The sequence below is a fragment of the Pseudomonas salicis genome (assembly GCF_057128705.1).
This window is the reverse complement of record NZ_JBSKHU010000004.1, coordinates 17,401-39,665: the sequence shown is the minus strand read 5'-3', so window position 1 is coordinate 39,665 and position 22,265 is coordinate 17,401. Positions and strand designations below refer to the sequence as shown.

Sequence of the window (22,265 nt, the reverse complement as noted above, 5' to 3'; positions counted from 1 at the left end):
TTGGCAGTCATTTGAGCAATCCTTTTGGAGTCAGCGAGCGTTGCAGCCATTGCAGAAGCAGGTCAGCGAAGATGGCCAGAATGCTGACCAGAACGGCGCCGACGATGAGCATCGACATGTCGCTGCGGCTGATGGAAGCGAGGATGAGGACGCCGAGGCCACCGGCACCGATGGTGGCGGCGATGGTCATGACGCCGATGTTCATGACCACGGCGGTGCGTACACCGGCGAGGATCACCGGCACGGCGATGGGCAGTTCGACCATGCGCAGACGCTGGCCGAAGGTCATGCCGATGCCGCGGGCGGCTTCGCGAATGCCGGGTTCGACGCCGGTCAGCGCCAGGTAGGTATTGCGCATGATCGGCAGCAGCGAATAAAGGAACACCGCCGTGATCGCAGGCAATGGCCCAAGGCCCTGGCCGAACTTGGAGTAGAACGGCAGCAACAACCCGAACAGGGCGATCGACGGCACGGTCAGCAGCACCGTCGCGCTGGCTTGCAGGGGGCCGGCCAGCGCCGGGAAGCGCGTCATGACCACGCCCAACGGCACGCCCACCAGAATCGCCAGGGTCACTGCGATGCCGACGAGGGTGATGTGTTGCAGGGTCAGGTGAAACACCTGATTCCAGTCCAGATGAGAAAAAGCGCTGAAGAAGCTCATAGTTTCTTCTCCTGTTGCTCTACCGGCGTCTGTTTGATCGGCACGCTGTCAGCGGAAGGATTGATCGGATGGCTGCGCAGGAAATCGGCCGCCACGACGGTAGGACTTTCGTGATTGACGTCGATGCGCGCGTTCAGGTCGATCATGGTCTGGTTATCCAGCAGCGCAGCCAGCGGCTTGAGCTGTTCGGCCAGTTGCGGGTGCTTGTCCAGGTACTCTTTGCGAATCACCGGCGCGGCGGTGTAGTCCGGGAAATAGTGCTTGTCATCGTCCAGCACCTTGAGCTTGAAAGCATTCAAGCGACCATCGGTGGTGTAGACCAGACCGGCGAACACTTGCCCGTTCTTCAACGCGGTGTACACCAGACCGGCGTCCATCTGGCGCGTGTTCTCGCGGCCCAAGTTCATATCGTAGTGCTTGACCAGCCCCACCAGACCGTCGGAACGGTTAGCAAATTCGGTGTCGAGCGCGACGATATGACCCTGTTTGGCTTCGTCTTTAAGCACAGCCGTCAGGCCTGAAACATTGGTGATCTGCGGGTATTGCTGCGCGACCTTGTCCGGCAGCGCCAGCGCATAGGTGTTGTTGAACTTGGACGGCGACAGCCACACCAGGCCCTTCTTCGCGTCCAGTTCCTTGACCCGTTGATAGGTCTGCTCACTGTTGAGCTTTTCGTCGATGTGGTTGTACGAAACCAGCGACACCCCGGTGTATTCCCAGAGCATGTCGAGCTGACCGGATTCCTGCGCACTGCGCGCCAGGTTGCTACCCAGGCCGCCGGTGATCTGAACCTGATAGCCTTTGTCGCGCAGGTATTGCGCGGTCAGTTCGGCGAGGATCGTCTGTTCGGTGAAGACTCGCGCGCCGATGCGCAACACCGGCATCTCGGCCGCCTGGGCGAACCCGGACAGCAGCAGGACCGCGCCCACTATTAATGTGCATAACTTCTTCATGCGAATTCCTTTCTCTGCGCGGCCCGTTATCGAGCCAGGCCACGTTCCAGCCAAAGACGACTCGCCAGGGTCACGGCGCCATCGAGCAACAGGGCCAGCAGCGCGGTACACGCGGCGCCCAGCACGAGTTGCGGCTGATTGTTCAGGGCGATGCCGGGGAAGATCAGGCTGCCAAGGCTGTTGGCGCCGATCAGGAACGCCAGTGGCGCGGTCCCGACGTTGATCGCCAGCGCGACCCGCACGCCGCCGATGATGATCGGCACGGCATTGGGCAGCTCGACGCGCCACAACACCTGACGCGGTGTCATGCCGATGCCGGTGGCGGCTTCTTTAAGCGAACCCTGAACGTTTTTAAGGCCTTCGTAGGTGTTGCGCACGATGGGCAACAGTGAGGCGAGGAACAGCGCGAAGATCGCAGGTCCGCTGCCAATACCCAGGACGCCCAGGGCGATGGCCAGCACTGCAAGAGGGGGAACGGTGTTACCGATGTTGAAGATCTGCATGAAACGTTCGGCGCGGCCAACCATGTTCGGTCGGCTAAGCACAATGCCGGTCGGGATTCCGACCACCAGTGCCGCCAGCATGGACGCCAGCACCAACATGACGTGGGCTTGCAGGTAGAACAGCAGATCATCCTGATACTGCTTGAGTGTATCGATGCCGATCCAGTGGATCAGCAGGGCCAGGAGTACGACAGCGGTCGCACCTCCCATCAGCCCCTTGCCATAGCGATTAGCCACGGGCGGACTCCTTATTTCAGTCGGCGAACGCCTCGCGTGAACGGCCATTTCTGACCATCTGCGAACGTTCGCGAAGAGCAGCGGGTGGGTCGCCGGAAAGGGTTGAACCTCGGCGAAAACACGAGCCATGAGCGCAGCTTCGTCAAGCTAACTTGCTGATTTTGCGTCCCTTGGCGGTTTGCATTGCCAGGGAGTGGACGTCTCCGGAACCGCAAAGGTTCCCAGGCGAGATGCTATTTGGCCACCCTTGATTGACTGAACGGTTCGGATATTGCTTTCGTTTGGGCTATAATCGCCGCCCTTTTTTGAATCACCTCTCGGGCGATTTCCCATGACCAGACAGGCCGCCGAAGTCGCGAAACGCCGCACTTTCGCCATTATTTCTCACCCCGACGCCGGTAAGACCACCATCACTGAAAAGCTTTTGCTGATGGGCAAGGCGATTGCCGTCGCCGGTACGGTGAAATCCCGCAAATCCGACCGCCATGCCACGTCCGACTGGATGGAGATGGAAAAGCAGCGGGGTATTTCCATTACCACGTCGGTCATGCAGTTCCCGTATCGCGAACACATGATCAACCTGCTCGACACCCCGGGCCACGAAGACTTCTCGGAAGACACCTATCGCACCCTGACCGCAGTGGACTCGGCGCTGATGGTGCTCGACGGCGGTAAGGGTGTAGAGCCGCGGACCATCGCCCTGATGGACGTCTGCCGTCTGCGCGACACGCCAATCGTCAGCTTCATCAACAAGCTCGACCGCGACATCCGCGACCCTATCGAACTGCTGGACGAAATCGAAGCGGTCCTGAAGATCAAGGCCGCGCCGATCACCTGGCCGATTGGCTGCTACCGTGACTTCAAGGGTGTTTATCACCTGGCCGACGACTACATCATTGTCTACACCCCCGGTCATGGTCATGAGCGCACCGAAACCAAGATCATCGAGAAGCTGGACTCCGACGAAGCCCGCGCCCACTTGGGCGACGAGTACGAGCGCTTCATCGAGCAACTGGAACTGGTGCAGGGCGCCTGCCACAGCTTCGATCAACAGGAATTCCTCGACGGCCAGTTGACCCCGGTGTTCTTCGGGACCGCACTGGGCAACTTCGGTGTCGATCACGTGCTCGACGCCGTCGTGGACTGGGCGCCGAAGCCGTTGGCACGGGTGGCCAATGAGCGCACCGTCGAGCCGGTGGAAGAGAAGTTCTCGGGCTTCGTGTTCAAGATTCAGGCGAACATGGACCCTAAACACCGCGACCGCATCGCGTTCATGCGCATCTGCTCGGGCAAGTACGACAAGGGCATGAAAATGCGCCATGTGCGGACTGGCAAGGACGTGCGCATCGGCGACGCGCTGACGTTCTTCTCCAGCGAGCGTGAACAGTTGGAAGAAGCCTACGCGGGCGACATCATCGGTCTGCACAACCACGGCACGATCCAGATCGGCGACACCTTCACTGAAGGCGAAGGCCTGGGCTTTACCGGTATTCCGCACTTCGCACCGGAACTGTTCCGCCGCGTTCGTCTACGTGATCCGCTGAAATCCAAGCAACTGCGTCAGGGTCTGCAGCAACTGGCCGAAGAAGGCGCCACCCAGGTGTTCTTCCCGCAGCGCAGCAACGACATCATTCTCGGCGCGGTCGGTGTACTGCAGTTCGACGTGGTCGCGAGCCGCTTGAAGGAAGAATACAAGGTGGAATGCTCCTACGAGCCGATCACCGTGTGGTCAGCTCGCTGGATCGATTCGAGCGACAAGAAGAAGCTCGAAGAATTCGAGAACAAGGCCGTGGAAAACCTGGCACTGGACGGCGGCGGTCACCTGACCTACCTCGCGCCAACGCGGGTCAACCTGAGCCTGATGGAAGAGCGCTGGCCAGACGTGAAATTCCGTGCGACCCGTGAGCATCACTAAGCAACTGAGCTGAAGGCCTGATGGTTTTCACACTGTGGGAGCGAATTCATTCGCAAGACTCACGCTCAGACGATAATTTTCTGTCGTCTGTACCGGCGTCTCGCGGATGAATCCGCTCCCACAGTGGTTTGTGGTGCTGACTGGCTCTGCTCAAAGCACAAAACCTTAAGACCGCGCTGATCCTGCCCTACTTCACAACCTTCCCTACACCTCGCCCTCTCGGGTCCGACGCAGTTTCGACTTTCGTGCCGTCGATCTTGATCGCCTGAATGTTGCCCATCGACCAGCCCTGATCTTTCAGCGTGTAGCCCATCGCCTTCAACTCATCTGCAACCTGCTCGTTCAGCGGCGCAAATTTCTCGGTGTAGATCGTGTCCTTCGGCAGCAATTGATGGTGAACCCGCTGCGCGGCGACGGCGTCTTTAAGGGGCATGTGGAAGTCATACAGGTTATTCAGCACCTGAAACACGGTGGTGAAAATCCGTGAGCCGCCCGGTGTGCCCAACACCAGTGTCACGGCGCCGTCCCGCGTGACCAGGCTCGGGCTCATGGACGACAACATTCGCTTGCCCGGTTCGATGGCATTGGCGTCACCACCGACTACGCCGAACGCATTCGCCACACCCGGTTTGGAACTGAAATCGTCCATCTCATCGTTCATCAAAAAGCCCGCGCCCTTGACCACCACGCCGCTGCCGTAATCCCAATTCAGCGTGTAGGTATTGCTGACGGCGTTGCCCTTGGCATCGACGATGGAAAAGTGGGTGGTCTGGTGAGACTCGAGCCCGGCCTTTACGTTCTCGGTGGGTGAAATGGCGGTCGGGTTGATCTCGCGAGCGCGATCGGCCAGGTACACGTGATCAATCAGCTCGTTGACCGGCGCCTTTGAAAAGTCCGGATCGCCCAGATAATTCGCACGATCGGCGAACACACGTTTTTCAATTTCAGCGAGCAAGTGAATGTAACGCGCCGAGTTCAATGGCACGCCCTTGAAGTCATCGGCCAACTGCTCTTTTATGCCGATCAACTGCGCCAGCGCCACGCCGCCGGAACTCGGCAGCGGCGCGGTGTAAAGGGTGTTGCCATTGAAATTGACATGCAGCGGCTTGCGCCACACGGCTTTGTAATCGGCCAGGTCCTGTTTGGTGATCAGGCCATTGTCAGCTTGCATTTGTGCAACGAGCAGGTCGGCGGTCTGGCCTTTGTAGAACTCATCCGCCCCCTTGTCGGCAATACGTTCCAGGGTCTTGGCGAGTTCGGGCTGGCGGAAAATTTCGCCTTTTTTCATGCTGCCGAAATAGTCGCCGAAGTTGGTCTTGCCGTTGAGCTGCTTGATCGCCTCGGCGCCGTACATGTTCTGTTTCTCGGCGACGGTGAAGCCGTTCTTCGCGTAGCCGATGGCGGGGGTCAGCAGTTCAGACCACGGCAACTTGCCGAATTTCTGGTGTGCCTCCCACAACCCCATGACCGTGCCCGGCACGCCGGAAGCACGGGCGCCGATCAGGCTCATGCCGGGAATCACGTTGCCCTTGTCGTCAAGGTACATGTCGCGGCTGGCGGCCTTGGGCGCGGTTTCGCGGTAGTCGATGAAGTACGGTTTGCCATTCATGAAGAGGGTCATGAAGCCCCCGCCACCGATGTTGCCCGCTTCCGGGTAGGTGACGGCCAGGGTGAAGGCTGTCGCGACGGCGGCATCGACCGCGTTACCGCCTTTTTTCAGGATTTGCGCGGCGACTTCAGCGCCGTACTGGTCGGGGGAAGCAACAGCACCGCCCTCCAGCGTGATGGCGGCATACACAGGGGAACTGACGGCGAAGATCACCGACAAGGCGAGGGTCTTGAGGGTCACGACTCGCATAAGGGGTCCTTTATGAGCGGCTACTACAGTTTGTACGCTGATAAAGCATAGAAGCAGGCTAATCACACAATATCAAGAGAACTTTCTTACAAACATCATTGATACTTCTCAAGGACGGCAACCACTTAACGCACGCTAATCGATAATAAATACTACAGGCTAAAGTAATATAATTTTCAGACCTGAAAAAGTTGAAAATAAAAATCACTCTCAAGTAGACTTTGCTCGCAACATCATTCGTCCTAATTAGCTTTTACGGTGAGTTTATGAAATCCAAACTAGGTTTGACCGCAGTACTCCTCAGTCTCTCTGCGCTTACACATGCCAACAATGCATCGAATGAGACTGTAGATCCTAGCAAAGCACTAACTACCCAACCGCTTAGCGATAAATCTATACCAACGACTATTGCCGCAATGGGTCCGAACTGGGAAGCTTGCATGAACGGTCGTATAGGACGTTTTTCGCCACGCTGTAACTAAAGAAAAGATAGGGAGCGGTTTATCACACCGCTCTCTTTCGGCTTCATTCATAAAAAGAAAGAATACATGACACTTCACGCGCAACAATTCGCACTGACAGATGACCATGGCAATCCCATTGGTATAGTCGCGCCCTCCACCTTTTACTCGATGACTGATGAAGCAATGCTATTTAATGGTCCGAACGGAATTTCACGCGTTGTTGGGACTTCCCTCCAGGCTCTCACGGATGCTCTGGAAAAATCGGGTTCTTTAATAAAAGGTTCTATCGAAGAAATAACGCAGGTGAGCGCACTTCTAGAAAATCCCGAGACGAGTCGGACGGCCAGTTTTTTTCTCTGCAAGGCAAAGAACTGCGGCGACGTAGTAAAGGACTTTAAATCACTCAAACATGCGAATGTCCTAATTGTCGGATGCGGTGGGATAGGCAGCAGTGCCGCACTATTACTCGCGGGAAGCGGAGTAAGAAAATTTACGCTAGCGGACCCTGACGTTATTGAAAAAAGCAATCTCAACCGACAGCTATTTTGGAGGAGGATTGACATTGGAAAGCTGAAGACCGAAGCATTGAAAGGGGCAATAGAGGATCGGTTCGACAACGTAGAAGCATCCACGATCAATACCGAGCTCAATTTAGAGAGCATTGTTATCATGGCCAAGCAAGGCAACTATTCTGCCATCATCATTAGCGCCGACAACCCGGAAACTTTAGTTCCCAAATCTGAAGAAATAGCAAACCTCTCAGGAACGCCAGTGATGAGCGGCGGTTATCTTCACGGTGCTTGTATCGCAAATTGTTTTTCTGGGAAAGGGGATTTGCCTCCATACATCGCTGGCTTTCACGACTCAATACAATGGAAGCGCCTGCCTGAAAGTATCATGCCAAGTTTCGGACCAACAAATTTCAACATTGCCGCTCTGTTAGCATCAGGAGCGATTATGTTTATAGCATCTTCAACGTTTGAGACCAAAGGCTCTGGAATTGTAGAGTGGAATGCGTGCCAGTTCCCTTTACGGTTCCATACAGACAATCACGATCACTGTTACCAGACCTAAAATGACTTGTATTTTTTGTGATATAGCCCTGCGCCGTTCGCCTGCCCACATCATTTGGGAAGATCAACGGCACTTAGCATTTCTCTCCATTTTCCCAAATACTCTAGGTTTTTCCGTCGTCATCCCCAAACTGCACTGCACAAGCTACGCTTTTGTGCAGAATGACAAAGTAATTTGCGACCTCATCATAGCTTCGAAGAGGACAGCATTGCTGCTAGACAGATCACTAGCTGGAGTTGCACGAACCGGCTTGATTCTTGAGGGATACGGCGTGGATCACTTGCATACTAAACTCTTTCCCATGCATGGGACCGGTAGCGACAGCGCATTTAAGCCTATCAGTTCAAATATCGATAAATTTTTCAATCGCTACGAAGGATATATCTCCTCCCATGATGCAGGCCGCGCTGACGATAGCGCGTTGGCAAAATTAGCTGCGCGAATACGTTCATTCGATACCTAACACATCACAAATGCAGAGCGGTTCTTTTTCAAGAAAAACCGCTCTGGGAGTTGTTACATTGTTTAGTTGATCATGTCGCCCTTGATCCACTCGATCACCGACGTGGTTTTCGGCACCCAGCCCAGCAGCTCACGCGCGTGTTTGCCACGGACCCGGCTGTTGGAACCCAGACCGTAATTGGCCATTTCATAACCCCACTCGGCCTCGGCGTCTTTCAGCGGCCAGTCCTGCGCTTTGCCCAGCCCCATGGCGTCGGCAATGGCGTTGCTCATGTCGAGGAAGGACGCTTCGCCACTTTCGACAAAGTAGAAAGTCCCGGCCGGGTTCTTCTCCAGCGCCAGTGCGTACAGCTCAACCACGTCGTTGATGTGCACGTTGGACCAAATGTTGCCGCCGGTGCCGACGTGACGTACGACGCCGCTCTTGCGTGCTTGTTTAACCAATCGTGGCAGCTGCACGCTGTCGCGCTTCACACCCAGGCTGTGGCCGTAGATCAGCGTGTTGCAGAGGACCGCCGAACGCACGCCGTCTTTCGCAGCGGCGAGCACCAGGTCGTCGATGGCCACGCGGGCGGCCTTGTCCGGTGTCGCGGCAGGCAACTGGTCTTCGTAGTAAATCTTGTCGGTGCCTTTGCCGCCCGATGCGTCGCCGACGATGCTCGATCCGCTGGTATGCAAGAAAGGTTTGTTCGAACCTTTCAGGCCTTCGATCAACGCTTCGACGGCACCGCGATGATCGCTGCTGGCCGCGTTGATGACGCCGTCCGCCTGGCGGGCTTGCTCGGTGAGCAGGGCGTTATCGTCAAGTGTGCCAATGACCGGGACGATGCCCAGCGCCTTGAGTTCTTCTGCCTGTTCCGCGCTGCGCACCAGACCGGTGACCTGATGGCCCTTACGAGCCAGGCCCGTTGCAATGGAGCCACCGATAAAACCTGCGGCGCCGGTAATGAATATGTTCATGAGGTGACTCCCTTTCGTGGTAAGCGATAGCGGTCAGTATCGGCCTTGGATTCGTTACGAAAAAGGCAGGGCATACCAAATGCCTTTTGACCTGTGCGCACGAATCATCGCGATAAGCACGGCGCGTTTGATTTCGAATCGATCAGTTGGCGGCAGGTTGACGTGGCTAAGGTAAAGAGACGCATGGCTGCGAATACCGTTGCACGGAGCATTGTTCATGAAAGTGATTTCGACCCTGATGGCGATCCTGGTGATCACCCTCGCCGCGCTTTTCCTCAGGAACCTGGAAGGTCAGCCCTTCCTCGGGGCAGCACCTGATCCCGTTCAGGCTGACGTTGCCTTTCAAAAAGCCTTGAAGACGATCAAGGCATTCCCCGCCACACAAAGCGTGCAGGAAGTCAGCGTCGATCCCCACGCCATCACCCTGAATCAGAAAACCCTCAACCTCACGTTGATCGACCACCCGATCACCGCCACCAAAGTCCGCACTGAAGAGGTGACGAACCCCGATGGCTCACAAAGTATCCTGTGGTTCGGCAATCTCGAGCCTCACGCCAGCGTTCAGCCCGACATCCCGCAATGGCAGGACCCTCAAAATTCCATCACTCTGGTGAAGTCTGGAGAAACGATCACGGGGATGATCAGGCAAGGCTCGCAGCTGTTTGAAATCCGTCCGGTCGGAGCGGATCGCCATGTGGTGGTCGTCCTGGACGGCACGAAAATGCCTCCTGAACGGGAAGAGCCGTTGCTTGCGAAACCTCCCTCGGGCAAGAAGACGACCGCGTCTTCGAGGTCGCTCGTGCCCTCCGCTGATCCCACGCTCACCCACATCGAGGTGATGACGGTCGTGCCGCAGAACACAGTGGCTGAGTATCAGGGCGACATGGTGGCCTTGATGCAACTGGCCGTGGCCCTCGCCAATCAGAGCTACATCAACAGCATGGTTGGCATCAGACTGCGACTGGTCGCCTATCAGGTGACCGACGACATGCCGAAAGCAAGGCGTCCCGGTGCAGAACCCACGCGCCCGCAGAACTTCAAGGATGAGCAGATGGACGACTTGATCGCACTGCGCAACAAAAGCAGCGCAGATGTCGTCGTGTACATCTTTCGGGCGTCCCCGACCGGGGACGGAGCGCTCAGCTGTGGTCAGACGCTGCGAAACGGCTCAGCCGCCGACACGGCCTTCGCGATGGTGAATTACAAGTGCATCGCCAATTTCGCCTTCACGCGCGGGATCGGGCGTTTGCAGTCGCTCCGCTAGCAAAGGATGGTTGGCCACAGGACCTCACGCCGCATAATTCGCCAGCTTCTCCTGAATGAAATCCAGAAAGCACTGAATCCTCAGCGCCAGTTGCGAGTTGCGGTAATAGACCGCGTGAATCGGCTGGCGATATCCGCTGTTGGCCTGTGACAGGACCACTTTCAGGCGACCAAGGCGGATGTCTTCGTGGGTCATGAAGTGCGACAGGCAGACGATGCCCTCCCCCGCCAAGGCCAGCTGACGCAAGGTCTCGCCACTGGATGCGGAGACGGTCGGCTGAATGAACAGCCGGTCACCCTCGCTGTGCCGCAAGGGCCAGTGATTCAGGGTTTCGGTCTGCGTGAAGCCCAACAACGAATGCCCGCTCAACGCTTCGACCGTCTTCGGCGTGCCGTGCTTTTTCAGGTAATCGGGGCTGGCGAGGATGTTCAGCGGGCTGGAACCGAGTGATCGCGCATGCAGCGTCGAATCGGCCAATGCGCCGATGCGGATAGCGACATCGGTGCTCTGCTCCAACAGGTCGATGATCAGGTCGTTGCTGTTCAATTCCAGCTGGATATCCGGGTAGAGCGTCCGGAATTCGGCCACGTAAGGCACGATGGAATGCAGCATGAACGGCGAGGCGGCGTTGATTCGCAGGCGTCCGGACGGTGTCTGTTGGCGCAGCGACATGCGCTCTTCCAGCTCTTCCATTTGCCCGAGGATCTGCTTGGCGCGTTCGAGGAAAAACTTGCCCTCTTCGGTCAGGTCCATGCGCCGCGTGGTGCGGTTGATCAGCGTGGTGCCGAGCTTGGCTTCGAGCCGTGACAAGGTGCGGCTGATGGCCGACGGCGTCTGACCGATCTGTTCCGCGGCGGCGGATATCGAGCCGCTTTCGATCACTGAAACGAAGACCTGCAGCTCATCGGACCGGGCCTTCATGGCAGCAGACCCGCCGCGCGGTAGGCCAGGATGGTGGTGTCGAACACGCCGATGTCGCCCCTTCCACGCGCCACCAATTGCGCGCCTTCCACTGCCGCGTAAATCGCCATCGCCTGCTGCTGCGCTTCGTCTTCGGACAGCTGCGGACGACAGGTGGCCAGCACTTCGCTCAGCCACTTCACATTGACGTCGGTGAAGCGATCAACCTCGACCCGCACCTCCGGCGGCAGGTCGTCGTATTCGGCGGCCATGATCCCGCACAGGCACATGCGGTTGTCGTTGACCAACGCCGCACGAAAGATTCCGGTGTAACCCTGTATCCACGTCTCCAGGTCGTCGGAATTGGCGCGCAAATCGCTCAGATAGGCGAAACCGTCTTCGGTGTAGCGCTTGGCCAAGGCACTGCCAAGATCGCCCTTGGTGGGGAAGTGGTAGTGAATGCTCGCGCTCTTGATGCCGACTTCCTTGGCCAGTTCACGAAAGCTCAAGCCGTTGTAACCGCGGGTTTGCACCATTTTGCGGGCGACCGTCATGATCGTTTCTCGGGTGTCCATGTTCATGTTCTGTTACCCCCTTGGCGGGCGACGCCCAACTCACGCCCGGCAAAAAAATTCTGCCTATCGATAGATAGGCATTGACAGCAAAATTCATCTGCGCGCATTGTATACCTACCGATAGATAGACAGCTATGGAGCTCGCATGAAAGTTTTCGACATTCCCGGTTTCCCCAATCCCCTGCGCATCCGCATCGTGCTGGCCGAAAAAGGCCTGGCCTCCAATGTGGAGTTCGTAAAGATCGACCTGCCCGCAGCGGAACACAAGCAACCGGCGTTTCTGGCCATCAACCCGACGGGCACGGTACCTGTTTTGCAGCTGGATGATGGCACCTATATTTCCGAATGCACCGCCATCACTGAATACCTCGACAACCTCGACGGCAACCCGACCCTGACCGGCAAGACGCCGAAGGAAAAGGCCGTCATCCACATGATGCAGAAACGCGCCGAATCCGAACTGGCCGACCCGGTGGGCTTTTACTTCCACCACGCCACTCCCGGTCTGGGCGCAGGCTTGCAGCCGTACAAGAGCCCGGAATGGGAAGGTCGCGTGGACTGGGGCAATCGTCAACGGGACAAAGCCGTCGCCGGCATGAAGTATTTCAACCAGGTGCTGAGCAGCCAGCCGTATGTGGCGGGTGACGCGTTCTCCATGGCTGACATCACGGTCCTCGCGGGTCTGGTGTTCGCGGGTTTTGCCAGCATCGACATCCCTGAAGAATGCACGGCGCTGAAGTCCTGGCAAGCCAACGTGCAGCAACGCGCCAGCGTCAGAAGCCCGGCCTGACCACGTGTGCGCCCCGGCCTGCAAAGGGTCGGGGCGTTCCCATAATCCACTGATCTTTCAGCTCTTTTCGAGTACACCCACATGACCGTTTTCAACACCCATTGGGCGTTGCGCCAGACCCTGGCCATCGCTGCGCTGAGCGCTGCCTGTTCGTTTTTGCCCGCTCACGCAAGTACCGCCCCGGCAGGCCATCAAGCCGCGCACAGCTACACCCATCAAACCGCGCCGACTAAATTCGTCGACGTCGACGGCGCGCACCTCGCCTACCGCCGCTTCGGCAAAACCGGCGGCGTACCGCTGGTGTTTCTTCAGCACTTCGTGGGCAACCTCGACAGCTGGGACCCGAAGGTCATCGACGGTTTTGCCAAGGACCGCGAGGTCATTCTTTTCGATAACGCAGGCGTCGCCAGCTCGAGCGGTGAAGTGCCGAACAACATCCAGGACATGGCCAAGTACGCTGCCGGTCTGCTCCAAGCGCTGGGTGTGAAGAAGGCTGACTTGTTGGGGTTCTCGATGGGCAGCCTGATTGCTCAGCAAGTGGCACTCGACCATCCAGACGTGGTGCGTCGCCTGATTCTGGTGGGCTCATCGCCACAGGGCGGTGTGGGCATGGCGTCGCTGACACCTGAATTCCAAGGCTATCTGGCGAAGAAACGCGACGTGCCGGACGAGTTGCTGCTGGACGTGTTCTTCACCCAGAGCGCTGAAAGCCAGGCTTCCGGTCGCGAGTTCCTGACCCGCCTGCGTGCCCGCAAGGTCAACCGGGATAGGGACGTCAACGGCAAGACGGCCCCCGCGCAAGCCGCCGCCATCGCGGGTTGGGGTGCGCCGTCGGACCACGCCAACGACTACCTGAAAAACATCAAGCAGCCGACGCTGGTGGTCGCGGGCAGTCACGACATCGTGTTCTACACCGCCAACGACGTGACCCTGCAACAGAACCTGCCGAACGCCCAACTGGAAATTTATCCCGACTCAAACCACGGGGCGATCTATCAATATCCAGATCTGTTCGTCAAACACGCCACGCTGTTTCTCAACGGCGTGAAGTGATCCCCGAACGCTGCGTCGTTATCCGACACGCAGCGTTTTTCAGACGCCGAACACCGACGCCAGATGCACTTCGTAGCGTTTCACGTCGGCCTCGATGTTCGGCACTTTCATCACGTCCACCGCCAGGAAGGTTGGCAGGCCTGTCATACCGAGGAACTGATTGGCCTTGTGGAACGGGAAGTACACCGCGTCCACGCCCTTGCCTTCGAAGAAGTCGGTCGGGTCGTCGAATGCTTGCTGCGGCGCGTTCCAGGTCGCCGAAATCATGTACTGCTTGCCCTGCAACAGACCACCGCTGCCGTATTTCTGCGAAGCGTCGGAGCGCGTGCGGCCGTCGTTGGCGTACAGGCTGCCGTAGCCTTCGGTGAAGACTTCGTCGATGTACTTTTTCACGGTCCAGGGCGCGCCCATCCACCAGCCCGGCATCTGCCAGACGATCACGTCAGCCCAAAGGAATTTCTGCACTTCTTCAGCGACATCGTAGCCGCCGTCGATGAACGTCTGCTGCACGTCAAAACCGGCGCGGTCCATGAAGGCCAGCGCAGCGTCGTGCAGGGTGGCATTGTAGCGGCCGTCGGAGTGCGCAAATTGCTTGCCGCCGTTAATGAACAGAACCTTCTTCATTGAAAACCTCGTCGTGACTCAATGTCGGGCCGCTTGCGAAAAAACGCCGCTGTCGACCATTCATAAATGGGATGGAGTACTGGAATAGAGCGTTGGAATGGACGGCAGAGTACCGATCCAACAGCCATAGACCAAGCCATGCCGAGGCAAAACGCTTTTGCCTTAGACGCACAAGTGAACTGCTTATTGTTGACTTAGAATGCCGCCACTTTCATTCAGGGGGCGTTATGAGCGACATGCACGGTTTCATTCTCCATGCCCAGACCAAGCCGGAAAAAGCGGCAGAATTCGAAGCGCTATTCAGCGGTTATGTCGCGGCGAGCCGCAGCGAAGACGGCTGCATCGAGTACCACATGCTGCGCGATCAGCAGGACCCAACGCTGTTCATTTTCTATGAGATCTGGCAATCGAAGGCGCACCTGGACGTACACTCAGCGCTGCCACACATGGCCGAGTTTTTCGAGAAACGCATGGAGTATCTGGAGCGAGATTTCGACATTCGCCGCGTGGACATGCTCAGCCCATCGTCTGCGGTTCGCTGAGTTCACGCTCTCAACCGGCGATCATCAGGTGCAGCCCGAGCAGCGCCATGCCGATGAAGAATACGCGCTTGAAGGTCACGGCACTGATGCGCTGCCGCAGCCATTGGCCGATCATCATGCCCAACAGCGCCGGAATGACCGCCAGAAACGAGGCGCTCATTTCAGCGCTGCCCAGAGCACCGTTCCAGAACAGACCCGCGCCCAGCGCGAGGCTCGACACGGTGAACGACAACCCCAGCGCCTGCACCAGTTGATTGCGATCCAGCCCGAGGCCTTGAAGATAAGGCACGGCCGGAATCACGAACACGCCGGTGGCTGAGGTGATCAGGCCGGTGATGAGCCCACATAGAGGCCCCAGCCAGACTTCCGCGCGGGGCGGCACCTTGAGCGTCGGCAGAAACAGCCCGTACAGTGCGTAGACGAACAGCGCGCCGCCCAACGCCCGACCCATGCTGTGCGCGCTGCCCATTCCCAATACGTACGAACCCAACCCCGTGCCGACGACAATCATCGCCAACAGTGGCCACAGCCGTTTGCAGATATCGCGCAGATGCCCGCCCACCGCCAGTTGCCAAACGTTGGTGAAGGTCGAGGGAATCAGCAACAGCGCCGCAGCCTGCGTCGGCAACATAGCCACGCCCAATAACCCCATGGCGACCGTCGGCAGCCCCATGCCGATCACCCCCTTGACGGTGCCTGCCAGCAGGAAGGCGAACAGCACGAGAGCGGTCAGGCTCCAGCCGATGTTTTGATAGAGCGAAAAGAAAGTATTCATGGGCGGATGATGAGCCGATCGGGCAGGGTTTAGAATCTGCGATATATTGAATCAGCTTTTGTCTGAAACAGAGCCTTGTGCGAACCGGTTGTCATGCTGGCGGCGGTCATCTGTGGGAGCGAATTCATTCGCGAAAGAGGGTTCAGGCAACAGAGGTGTATCGCTTGTACGTCTGCATCGCGAATGAATTCGCTCCTACAGAGGGTTGCGTGTCAGGCAAGAGAATTCCGTTCGATTCGCCTCATCACACAGGATGCTCATGCACTTCGACCTGATCGACCTGAAGCTTTTTCTCCACGTGACCGAAGCCGGCAATATCACCGCCGGGGCCGCTCGCAGTCATTTGTCGCTGCCATCGGCCAGTGCGCGGATTCGTGGGTTGGAGTCGTCGCTGGGCGTCGCGCTGCTGGAACGCGGGCGACGGGGGGTTACACCGACGGCAGCTGGCAAAGCCTTGGCGCAGCATGCGCGGCTGATTCTGCAACAGGTCGAGCGCTTGCAAGCCGACCTCACCGATTACGCCCACGGCTTCAAAGGCCAGATCCGCCTGTTGTGCAATACCTCGGCGCTCAGTGAATACCTCCCGGAAAAGCTGGCTGATTTTCTCGCCCGCCACCCGAACATCGACATCAGCCTCGAAGAACATCCCAGCCTGCGCATCCTTCACGCCGTGCGCCACGGCGCAGCGGACATCGGCATCATCTCCAATGCCGTCGATGCCAGTGATCTGCAGACCCTGCCGTTTTGCGCCGACCCGCTGACTCTGATCATGCCGATGGACCATCCCCTCACCGTGCAAATCGATGATTCGCTTGAAGGCCTGCGATTCAGCCAGACATTGGCCTACGAGTTCGTCGGGCTGGGGGTCAACAGCGCCATGGCGATTTACCTTGAAGAACAGGCGTTGCATTTGGGCCGACGCATCAAGACCCGCGTGCGCGCCGAGAGCTTCGATGGCGTGTTGCGCATGGTCTTGCGCGGTGCGGGTCTCGGAGTCGTGCCCCAAGCGGCGGTCGAACGCTTTCAACAGGCGGGCCAGCTGAAAAGCGTACCGCTGATCGACCCGTGGGCAGACCGCAAACTGCTGCTGTGCGCGCCTGACTTTGCCGTGCTGCCGACATACGCCAAGGCGCTGGTGCGTCATTTGGCCGGAGAAACTGCGTTTCTGGACACCTCGATGTCGAGCCCAGACAACTGACGCGCCTCAGACACCCCTAAGGTGGGTGAGCGCAATTCCCGCCACCCCTTTCTGGAGCTGTCATGAGCGACTCGATCATCCTTCTTCGCGACACCACCCCACTGCCCGTCGTCGACGCCTGCAAATGGGAGCGCATCGGCGGCGACCCACACACCGTCAACCTGAACGCCTACACCAGCGCCGACGGCGAAAAGATCATGGGCACCTGGATCTGCACGCCGGGCAAATGGTACGTCGAGTACACGAAGTGGGAATACTGCGACTTCCAGGAAGGCTATTGCATCATCACCCCTGAAGGCAAAGAGCCGATCCACCTGAAAGCCGGCGACAAATTCATCATCGAGCCGGGCATGAAAGGCACGTGGGAAGTGGTCGAAACCGTGCGCAAGTATTTCGTGTTTGCGTGATAGCTGACGCCGCCAACGACCAAAGGAGCTGCCCATCGCAGCTCCTTTTTTTTGCAAAAACGGTAGGCAACGGGCAGTAGATGCCACGAGTGATTCAGACGATCTATCGACCCCATAGCGTGAATTTGCGCGGACATTTCCAGAAACAGGAATAGTATTGCGTCCGTCATGAATGGTCCTGCCAAGCATCGAGCCATTCGAATATTCCTCCAGGGCTGCCACACAAGGCCCGACCACGGAGTTCATTGTCATGTCCGAAGTCACCCTCTACACGACCAACAGCTGCCCCTACTGCGTCGCCGCCAAGAATCTGCTCAAAGCGAAAGGCGTGGAATACAACGAGATCAACGTTCAGGCCTCCATGGAACAGCGCACCATCATGATGGAGCGCAGTGGCCGTCGCACCGTGCCGCAGATTTTCATCGGTGACATTCATGTCGGCGGCTTTGACGACATGGCGCTGCTGGAGCGCAAAGGCGAGTTGAACGCGCTGTTGGCGGGTTCGCCTGCCTGATTGATAACCGACCACGCCTTACTTTGTTTCGGTCCGGTCGTTACCCACTGTAGGGCGAATTTATTCTGGGCGGCATTCCGACGAAGAGGGTCCGGCGCTGGAGATGTGTCAGCAATACTGGCCTCTCGCGAATGAACTCGCGCCTACAGAGGCATTGCGGTTTTCATCGAGAATCCCGAGCTGACGATCCGGACAGCTTTCCATTTCTGCCAAGTCCACTTGCCATTTGTAACATTCCCCTGATCCCGGCTATTTCCTAGGATTCCTCGACGTCTGGCTTGCCAGCAATCAACGTACCCGAGGGAAAAGGCTTATGTCTGATGCTACCGAGCGCCTGTGGGGCGCGCGATTCAAATCCGGGCCCGCTGCGGCCATGGCCAACCTGTCGCGCTCGCCTGCCATCTACTTCCGCATGACGCCGTACGACATCGCCGGTTCCAAGGCCCATGCCCATGAGCTCGAACGTGCAGGCCTGCTGACCGCTGACGAAACCCGCGACATCATCGCCACCCTCGAAGCGATCAACGATGACTTCGCCGCCGGGCAGATCCAGCCCATCCCGGCCGACGAGGACGTGCACACCTTCATCGAGCGCCTGCTGACCGAGCGCCTCGGCGCACTGGGCGGCAAGCTGCGCGCCGGTCGCTCGCGCAACGACCAGACCGCCAACGACATGCGCCTGTTTCTGCGCGATCAGATTCGCCTGCTCACCCTGTCGATCCTCGACCTGCAGGATGCGCTCGTGGCTCAGGCCGAGCAGCACGTGGACACCATCGCGCCCGGCTTCACCCATTTGCAGCAGGCCCAGCCCATCGTCTTCGCTCATCATTTGATGGCCCACGCCCAAGCGATTCATCGCGACATCCTGCGGCTTCAGGATTGGGACAAGCGCTTCAACCTGTCGCCGCTGGGTGCCGCCGCCATGGCGGGTTCGGCAATTGCCCGCGACCTGCAAAGCTCCGCCGCAGAGCTGGGCTACGCAGGGCCCTGCGAGAACTCCATTGATGCCGTCGCCAGCCGCGATCACGTCGCCGAATTCCTGTTCTGCGCCAGCATGCTCGGCATCAACATTTCGCGCATGGCCGAAGAATTCTGCATCTGGACCTCGCGGCAGTTTCGCTGGGTGGAGCTCGATGATGCCTACGCCACTGGCAGCTCAATCATGCCGCAGAAGAAAAACCCGGACATCGCGGAACTGGCGCGGGGCAAATCGGGGCGCTTGATCGGTTCGCTGACGGCGATTCTGTCAGTCCTCAAGGCGCAGCCGCTGTCCTACAACCGCGATTTGAGCGAAGACAAACACGCGATTTTCGACGCCGTGGACACGCTTAACCTGGTGTTGCCTGCGTTTGCGGGGATGGTGCGAACGATGACCGTGCGCAAGGATGAATTGCTGCGTCAGGCGCCCTTGGGTTTCACCCTCGCCACCGAAGTCGCAGACTGGCTAGCCGTGCGTGGCGTGCCGTTCAAGGAGGCCCACGAAATCACCGGGCAACTTGTGCAACTGTGTGAAGCGCAGGAGATCGGGCTGGAAGAACTGACCCCGGCCATGCTCGCGCAAACCGATGCGCGGCTGACGCCGGATGTGCTGGAGGCTTTAACGCTCGACGCAGCCTTGGCGGCGCGCAGCGGCTGGGGCGGAACATCGCCGACGCGCGTGGCTGAGCAGATTGCGCGGTTCAAGCAGCACTTGGTCACGCAGGAGAAATGGGCGAAGGATTACAACGGGCCAAGGGGGTAACCCCTCACAAACCTGCCTCCCACCGTCAGTCGCTGAGTTGAAACCCAATCCCTGTAGGAGTGAGCTTGCTCGCGATGGCGTCAGATCAGACACCCCTAGTGCCCGATCCATCGCTATCGCGAGCAAGCTCACTCCTACAGTGAAAGGCGTGCATCAGACGCGATACAGCCATCAATCCTTCTTCAAATACCCCTCAACCACCGCCGAGAAGTCCTTCCCGCCATCGCCCCGCAAGCTCATCGCCTGATACAGCTGATGCGCCAGCGCGCCAAGGATCACCGGCTGACGCGCCACTTTCGCGGCTTCGGTCGCCAGCCCCAAATCCTTGAGCATCAAATCCGCACCGAATCCACCGGTGTAGCCACGAGAAGCAGGCGCGGTTTCGACGACGCCCGGCCACGGATTGTACATTTCCGAACTCCAGCAACGGCCTGTCGAACTGTTGATGATGTTGGCGAGCACGCCGGTGTCGATCCCCAACGTGTTGCCCAAGGCCATCGCCTCAGCCACGCCGATCATGGAAATCCCCAACAGCATGTTGTTGCAGATCTTGGCGATCTGGCCGGTGCCGACATCGCCGCAATGCACGATGTTGCGACCCATCTGCGCCAGGATCGGCTTGAGCACGTTGAAGTGCTCGACACTGGCGCCCACCATGAACGTCAACGTCCCGGCCTGAGCACCGCCCGTGCCCCCGGACACCGGCGCGTCACCCAGGGTCACGCCCTGCTTGGTGGCCGCTGCCGCCACGTCGCGGATGGTCTGCGGGTCGATGGTGCTGCAATCCACAGCAGGCACGCCCGCCCGGATACCGGCCAGCACGCCGTCTTCATTCAGGTAGACCGCACGCACGTGAGCGGCGGCCGGCAGCATGGTGATGACCAGCTCGGCTTCTTGCGCCGCGTGTTTGGGCGAGTCGCTGATGAGGCCGCCCTGTTCGGCGAGTTCGGCCAGCACTTGCTGGTTGAGGTCGAACAGGTGCAGCTGATGCCCGGCGCGAATCAGGTTGCGCGCCATCGGCGCCCCCATGTTGCCCAGACCGATGAATGCGATTTTCATTGTTGTTCTCCTTATAAGATTCAGATCCGAACGCCGCCTCCCCCTGTAGGAGTGAGCTTGCTCGCGATGAGGTGTTTTCAGTCAGAACATCTGCAACTGACAGATTGCTATCGCGAGCAAGCTCACTCCTACAAGGGTTGCGCTGCCCGCGATGGCGGCTCAACGCAAATTGATCGTCGTGTTCACCCCGTCATTCACGCTGTCGTCATCGAACCAGCGACTGGTGACGGTCTTGGTCTGAGTGTAGAACTGCACCACTTGTTTGCCGTACGGGCCAAGGTCGCCGAGCTTGGAGCCGCGCGAACCGGTGAAGCTGAAATACGGGACCGGCACCGGGATCGGGATGTTGATGCCGACTTGGCCGATGTCGATGGCGTTCTGGAATTTGCGCGCCGCCGCCCCGCTCTGGGTGAACAGGCCCACGCCGTTGCCGAACGGGTTGCTGTTGACCAGCTCGATGGCCTGATCCAGCGTGTCGACTTCCAGCACCACCAGCACCGGGCCGAAGATTTCCTGCGTGTAAATCTGCATCTGCGTGGTCACGCCGGTGAACAGGGTCGGGCCGACGAAGTTGCCTTCTTCATACCCCGGCACTGTCACGCCACGGCCGTCCAGCTCCAGCGTTGCCCCTTCTTTCACGCCGCTTTCGATCAGGTCCAGAATTCGCTGCTTGGCGCGCTTGGAGATGACCGGGCCGACATCGGTGCCCGCCTCGCTGCCCGCGTTGACTTTGAGCTTCTGCGCCAGCGCCTTCAAATCAGGCACCCACTGCTTCGCGGCACCGACCAACACCACCACCGACGTCGCCATGCAGCGTTGCCCGGCAGCACCAAAACCCGCGCCGACCAGGGCGTTGAGCGTCTGCTCACGGTTGGCATCCGGCAGCACCACGGCGTGGTTTTTCGCGCCCATCATCGATTGCACGCGCTTGCCGTGTTTGCCTGCCAGGTCGTACACGTGAGTGCCGACGGCGGTCGAACCGACGAAGGAAATGGCCTTGATGTCTTTGTGGGTGCAGATCGCGTCCACCACGTCCTTGCCGCCGTGCACGACGTTGAGCACGCCCGCTGGCACGCCCGCCTCCACTGCCAGCTCGACCAGCAACATCGTGGACATCGGGTCCTGCTCGGACGGTTTCAGAACGAACGTGTTGCCGCAGGCGATGGCCATCGGGAACATCCATAGCGGAATCATCGCCGGGAAGTTGAACGGCGTGATGCCCGCGCACACGCCGATCGGTTGGCGCAAGGTGTAGGTGTCAACGCCGCCTGCGACGTTCTCCGCGAACTCGCCCATTTGCAGCGTGCCGATGGAGCAGGCGTGCTCGACCACTTCCAGACCTCGGAAAATATCGCCTTCAGCGTCGGCAATGGTCTTGCCCTGTTCGGCGCTGAGGACAGTGGCGATGCGCTTCGAGTGTTCGCGAATCAGCGCTTGCAGCTTGAGCATGATGCGCAGACGGGCGCCAATCGGTGTGTCGCGCCACGTCTTGAACGCGGCCTGTGCAGCAGCGACGGCAGCGTCCACTTCAGCGGCAGTGGCCAGCGGTACTTTGGCCAGCACTTCCTGGGTCGCCGGGTTGACGACATCCAGCCACTCGCGGGTTTGCGAATCGACCCATTCTCCGTTAATCAGCAGTTTCACATGAGCGACAGCGGTGTTGTTTTTATTCAGTGACGCGTTCATTACAGGACTCTCCATTCAGGTGGCGGTCTTGCACGACCGCCGAAAAAGCA

General features: G+C 58.7%; 22 protein-coding genes. 11 read left to right on the top strand and 11 right to left on the bottom strand.

Going from position 1 to position 22,265, the window contains the following annotated elements; translation table 11 throughout:
• Positions 1-7 precede the first annotated feature (7 nt).
• The 3 genes from ACWKWE_RS15025 to ACWKWE_RS15015 are packed head-to-tail and all read right to left on the bottom strand — an operon-like array spanning position 8 to position 2,354.
• Positions 8-661, bottom strand: coding sequence for an ABC transporter permease (locus ACWKWE_RS15025; RefSeq protein WP_166593761.1), 654 nt, complete (start codon positions 659-661; stop codon positions 8-10).
• Positions 658-1,614 (bottom strand): glycine betaine ABC transporter substrate-binding protein, encoded by a 957-nt coding sequence (locus tag ACWKWE_RS15020; RefSeq protein ID WP_483850996.1) that lies wholly within the window; start codon positions 1,612-1,614, stop codon positions 658-660. Before ACWKWE_RS15020 ends, ACWKWE_RS15025 begins: the two co-directional genes overlap by 4 nt.
• 26 nt (positions 1,615-1,640) lie before the next feature.
• Positions 1,641-2,354, bottom strand: coding sequence for an ABC transporter permease (locus ACWKWE_RS15015; protein ID WP_166593763.1), 714 nt, complete (start codon positions 2,352-2,354; stop codon positions 1,641-1,643).
• Between the two features lie 331 nt (positions 2,355-2,685).
• Here ACWKWE_RS15015 and ACWKWE_RS15010 point away from each other — a divergent pair, with 331 nt between their 5' ends.
• Positions 2,686-4,269 carry a peptide chain release factor 3 gene (locus ACWKWE_RS15010; RefSeq protein ID WP_483850995.1) on the top strand — a complete coding sequence of 528 codons (1,584 nt, stop codon included), beginning with the start codon at positions 2,686-2,688 and terminating at the stop codon, positions 4,267-4,269.
• Positions 4,270-4,456: 187 nt separating this feature from the next.
• Here the strand turns inward: ACWKWE_RS15010 and ggt are convergent, their stop codons facing one another.
• A complete protein-coding gene (gene ggt / locus ACWKWE_RS15005; RefSeq protein ID WP_483850994.1) occupies positions 4,457-6,127 on the bottom strand; it encodes a gamma-glutamyltransferase in 1,671 nt (556 codons plus the stop codon).
• 548 nt (positions 6,128-6,675) lie between these two features.
• On the opposite strand from ggt, the gene ACWKWE_RS15000 reads away from it, so the two are divergent.
• Both ACWKWE_RS15000 and ACWKWE_RS14995 read left to right on the top strand, forming a co-directional pair.
• Positions 6,676-7,665 carry a ThiF family adenylyltransferase gene (locus ACWKWE_RS15000; protein WP_483850993.1) on the top strand — a complete coding sequence of 330 codons (990 nt, stop codon included), beginning with the start codon at positions 6,676-6,678 and terminating at the stop codon, positions 7,663-7,665.
• A gap of 1 nt (position 7,666) precedes the next feature.
• Positions 7,667-8,128 (top strand): HIT family protein, encoded by a 462-nt coding sequence (locus tag ACWKWE_RS14995; RefSeq protein ID WP_483850992.1) that lies wholly within the window; start codon positions 7,667-7,669, stop codon positions 8,126-8,128.
• A gap of 62 nt (positions 8,129-8,190) precedes the next feature.
• Here ACWKWE_RS14995 and ACWKWE_RS14990 read toward each other — a convergent pair whose 3' ends face one another.
• Positions 8,191-9,087 carry an NAD-dependent epimerase/dehydratase family protein gene (locus tag ACWKWE_RS14990; protein ID WP_483850991.1) on the bottom strand — a complete coding sequence of 299 codons (897 nt, stop codon included), beginning with the start codon at positions 9,085-9,087 and terminating at the stop codon, positions 8,191-8,193.
• 238 nt (positions 9,088-9,325) lie between these two features.
• On the opposite strand from ACWKWE_RS14990, the gene ACWKWE_RS14985 reads away from it, so the two are divergent.
• A complete protein-coding gene (locus ACWKWE_RS14985) occupies positions 9,326-10,351 on the top strand; it encodes a hypothetical protein (RefSeq protein ID WP_483850990.1) in 1,026 nt (341 codons plus the stop codon).
• A 24-nt stretch (positions 10,352-10,375) separates the two neighbouring features.
• Here the strand turns inward: ACWKWE_RS14985 and ACWKWE_RS14980 are convergent, their stop codons facing one another.
• Both ACWKWE_RS14980 and ACWKWE_RS14975 read right to left on the bottom strand, forming a co-directional pair.
• Entirely contained in the window at positions 10,376-11,272 is an 897-nt protein-coding gene (locus tag ACWKWE_RS14980) for a LysR substrate-binding domain-containing protein (RefSeq protein WP_341959844.1), read from the bottom strand.
• Positions 11,269-11,826 (bottom strand): TetR/AcrR family transcriptional regulator, encoded by a 558-nt coding sequence (locus tag ACWKWE_RS14975; protein ID WP_483850989.1) that lies wholly within the window; start codon positions 11,824-11,826, stop codon positions 11,269-11,271. The genes ACWKWE_RS14980 and ACWKWE_RS14975 overlap by 4 nt, the downstream gene beginning before the upstream one ends.
• 145 nt (positions 11,827-11,971) lie before the next feature.
• Here ACWKWE_RS14975 and ACWKWE_RS14970 point away from each other — a divergent pair, with 145 nt between their 5' ends.
• Both ACWKWE_RS14970 and ACWKWE_RS14965 read left to right on the top strand, forming a co-directional pair.
• Positions 11,972-12,616 (top strand): glutathione S-transferase family protein, encoded by a 645-nt coding sequence (locus tag ACWKWE_RS14970; RefSeq protein ID WP_483850988.1) that lies wholly within the window; start codon positions 11,972-11,974, stop codon positions 12,614-12,616.
• A gap of 81 nt (positions 12,617-12,697) precedes the next feature.
• Positions 12,698-13,669, top strand: a complete 972-nt coding sequence (locus tag ACWKWE_RS14965) for an alpha/beta fold hydrolase (protein ID WP_483850987.1) — start codon at positions 12,698-12,700, stop codon at positions 13,667-13,669.
• A gap of 39 nt (positions 13,670-13,708) precedes the next feature.
• Here the strand turns inward: ACWKWE_RS14965 and mdaB are convergent, their stop codons facing one another.
• A complete protein-coding gene (mdaB, locus tag ACWKWE_RS14960) occupies positions 13,709-14,293 on the bottom strand; it encodes an NADPH:quinone oxidoreductase MdaB (protein WP_483850986.1) in 585 nt (194 codons plus the stop codon).
• A gap of 227 nt (positions 14,294-14,520) precedes the next feature.
• On the opposite strand from mdaB, the gene ACWKWE_RS14955 reads away from it, so the two are divergent.
• A complete protein-coding gene (locus ACWKWE_RS14955; protein WP_166593772.1) occupies positions 14,521-14,835 on the top strand; it encodes a putative quinol monooxygenase in 315 nt (104 codons plus the stop codon).
• 10 nt (positions 14,836-14,845) lie between these two features.
• On the opposite strand, the gene ACWKWE_RS14950 is transcribed toward ACWKWE_RS14955, so the two are convergent.
• Positions 14,846-15,610 carry a sulfite exporter TauE/SafE family protein gene (locus ACWKWE_RS14950; protein ID WP_483850985.1) on the bottom strand — a complete coding sequence of 255 codons (765 nt, stop codon included), beginning with the start codon at positions 15,608-15,610 and terminating at the stop codon, positions 14,846-14,848.
• A gap of 259 nt (positions 15,611-15,869) precedes the next feature.
• Between ACWKWE_RS14950 and ACWKWE_RS14945 the strand changes: the two genes are divergently transcribed.
• The 4 genes from ACWKWE_RS14945 to argH all read left to right on the top strand — a co-directional run bounded on the left by ACWKWE_RS14945 (position 15,870) and on the right by argH (position 19,470).
• A complete protein-coding gene (locus tag ACWKWE_RS14945) occupies positions 15,870-16,808 on the top strand; it encodes a LysR family transcriptional regulator (RefSeq protein WP_483850984.1) in 939 nt (312 codons plus the stop codon).
• A 62-nt stretch (positions 16,809-16,870) separates the two neighbouring features.
• On the top strand, positions 16,871-17,215 hold the full coding sequence (locus ACWKWE_RS14940) for a cupin domain-containing protein (RefSeq protein WP_166593775.1): 345 nt from the start codon (positions 16,871-16,873) through the stop codon (positions 17,213-17,215).
• A 250-nt stretch (positions 17,216-17,465) separates the two neighbouring features.
• On the top strand, positions 17,466-17,729 hold the full coding sequence (gene grxC, locus ACWKWE_RS14935; RefSeq protein WP_166593776.1) for a glutaredoxin 3: 264 nt from the start codon (positions 17,466-17,468) through the stop codon (positions 17,727-17,729).
• A gap of 313 nt (positions 17,730-18,042) precedes the next feature.
• Positions 18,043-19,470, top strand: coding sequence for an argininosuccinate lyase (gene argH, locus ACWKWE_RS14930; RefSeq protein ID WP_483850983.1), 1,428 nt, complete (start codon positions 18,043-18,045; stop codon positions 19,468-19,470).
• A gap of 171 nt (positions 19,471-19,641) precedes the next feature.
• On the opposite strand, the gene mmsB is transcribed toward argH, so the two are convergent.
• Together mmsB and mmsA are read right to left on the bottom strand one after the other, a co-directional pair.
• Entirely contained in the window at positions 19,642-20,529 is an 888-nt protein-coding gene (gene mmsB, locus ACWKWE_RS14925) for a 3-hydroxyisobutyrate dehydrogenase (RefSeq protein WP_166593778.1), read from the bottom strand.
• A 159-nt stretch (positions 20,530-20,688) separates the two neighbouring features.
• On the bottom strand, positions 20,689-22,215 hold the full coding sequence (mmsA, locus tag ACWKWE_RS14920) for a CoA-acylating methylmalonate-semialdehyde dehydrogenase (RefSeq protein WP_483850982.1): 1,527 nt from the start codon (positions 22,213-22,215) through the stop codon (positions 20,689-20,691).
• Between the last annotated feature and the right edge of the window lie 50 nt (positions 22,216-22,265).